At 66.5% G+C, this 1,773-nt stretch carries 1 protein-coding gene and 3 pseudogenes; 1 reads left to right on the forward strand and 3 read right to left on the reverse strand.

Features of this window, described 5'->3' with window-relative positions; genetic code table 11:
• Positions 1–204 precede the first annotated feature (204 nt).
• Positions 205–804, forward strand: coding sequence for a type 1 glutamine amidotransferase domain-containing protein (locus HIR71_RS16180; protein ID WP_169326089.1), 600 nt, complete (start codon positions 205–207; stop codon positions 802–804).
• A gap of 24 nt (positions 805–828) precedes the next feature.
• Here the strand turns inward: HIR71_RS16180 and HIR71_RS17060 are convergent.
• The 3 pseudogenes from HIR71_RS17060 to HIR71_RS17285 all read right to left on the reverse strand — a co-directional run.
• Positions 829–1,008: pseudogene (locus tag HIR71_RS17060) on the reverse strand (IS256 family transposase); the annotation flags it as partial.
• 73 nt (positions 1,009–1,081) lie between these two features.
• Positions 1,082–1,360, reverse strand: a pseudogene (locus HIR71_RS17280) (transposase); the annotation flags it as partial.
• Positions 1,243–1,755, reverse strand: a pseudogene (locus HIR71_RS17285) (transposase); the annotation flags it as partial. The pseudogenes HIR71_RS17280 and HIR71_RS17285, both read right to left, overlap by 118 nt.
• Positions 1,756–1,773 lie beyond the last annotated feature (18 nt).

A 1,773-nucleotide genomic window follows, 5' to 3' on the forward strand; every position in this document is an offset into this window, starting at 1 on the left:
TCGCGGACACCAACGCCGCCATCCCGTCCGGGCTCAAGGACGAGCCCCTGGGTTACGGACAGCACTGGGAGGCCCTGCGCAACGTCCAGGCCAACCACGGCGACGTGCTCCTCAGCACGGAGTTCCTGAGCAAGATCGGCGCCTGAGCCCGTTGCTCGGCACCACCCCTTTCTTCCCAACCCATTCCGACCCGGAAGGTCTGTCATGCCCCTGAACGGTGCCCGCATCGCCCTGCTGATCGAAGACGAGTACCAGATCCTGGAGGGCTGGTATCCGCACCTGCGGCTCACGGGTGCAGGGGCCGACCTCACCGTGGTCGGCAGCGGCACAAAGCGCAGCTACGACAGCAAGGAGCACTACCCCATGGAGGTCGACCGGGACGCAGCTGACGTGAGCGCCGACGACTTCGACGCCGTCGTGGTGCCCGGTGGCTTCGCCCCGGACAACATGCGCCTGCACCCGGAGATGGCCGGGCTGGTCCGGGACATGTTCCAGGCGGGCAAGCTCGTCACGTCCATCTGCCACGGCGGCTGGATCCTCATCTCTGCCGGCGCCGTCCGCGGCAAGCGCATCACCGGCTACCTGCCCATCAAGGACGACGTCACCAACGCCGGTGGCACGTGGGTCGACGACCAGCCGGTGGTCGTTGACGGCAACGTCATCACCGCCCGCAACCCAGGTGACCTCGCACCCTTCTGTGACGCGATCATCGACTACCTCGAGACGCCGGACGGCGACTCCCGCGCCACGAGCCGGTCCGACGACCGGGTGCCGGCGGGCGCCGAGACCGGGAGTGTCCGATAGACGGTGTAACTGCCGTCTGGCGGTTTAGTTCATCGATGGGTTGATGCGTCCGTCGAAGGTGATCGCGAAGGCGTTCAACGCCGCCTTCCAGCGCATGACCCATCGTGCGCGGCCGCGTCCGGTCGGGTCCAGGGACCTGGTGACCAGGTACAAGCACTTCAGTGCCGCCTGGTCGTTCGGGAAGTGTCCCCGGGCCCGGACCGCGCGCCGGTAGCGGGCGTTTGAGGAACTCGATCGCGTTGGTCGTGCAGAAGATCCTGCGGATCTTCACGTCGTAGTCCAGGAACGGGATGAACTCGCCCCATGCCGAGCACCAGAGCCTGAGCGCGGCCGGGTATTTCGCCTGCCACTTCGCCGCGAACTCACCCAACCGCTCCTCGGCCTGGGCGGCGTTGACCGCGGTGTAGATCGGGCGCAGGTCCTTGGCATCTGATCCCAGTCCTGCCGGGCGGCGTACCGGAACGTGTTCCGGCTCAGGTGGATCACGCACGTCTGCACCTGGGCGAGCTCCCAGGTCGTGGTGATCGCGTCCGGCAAGCCCTTGAGGCCGTCGCATACCACGATGCACACGTCACCGACGCCGCGGTTTCTTGATCTCGGTCAGCACTGCGAGCCAGAACTTCGCGCCCTCCCCGCCGTCGCCGGCCCAGACCCCAGGATGTCCCGCTCCCCGGCGGTGCTCACACCGATGATCACGTAGAACGGCTTGTTCGTCACCTGCCCGTCGCGAACCTTGACCACGATCGCGTCGATGAAGATCACCGGGTAGACCTGATCCAACGGCCGGTGCTGCCACTCGGCCATCTCCACGGAGACCTTCTCGGTGATTCGGCTGATCGTGTCCTTAGCCTCGATCCACCGATGGGCCGTGGCTCGCTCGTTGATCTGGGCCGGGACGGCGGTGGTGGTTCTCGGGTGTGTGGTGTTCGCCGGTCTGCCCGGCTTTTCCACTGATGGTCCTTGGTCGTA

Origin of the sequence: Cellulomonas fimi, from assembly GCF_012952065.1 — a bacterium.
GTDB classification, from domain to species: domain Bacteria; phylum Actinomycetota; class Actinomycetes; order Actinomycetales; family Cellulomonadaceae; genus Pengzhenrongella; species Pengzhenrongella fimi_A.

What these genes read in the sequence shown, in the direction of transcription:
- HIR71_RS16180 (WP_169326089.1), top strand. Translation starts at nt 205, where the DNA reads ATGCCCCTGAACGGTGCCCGCATCGCCCTGCTGATCGAAGACGAGTAC.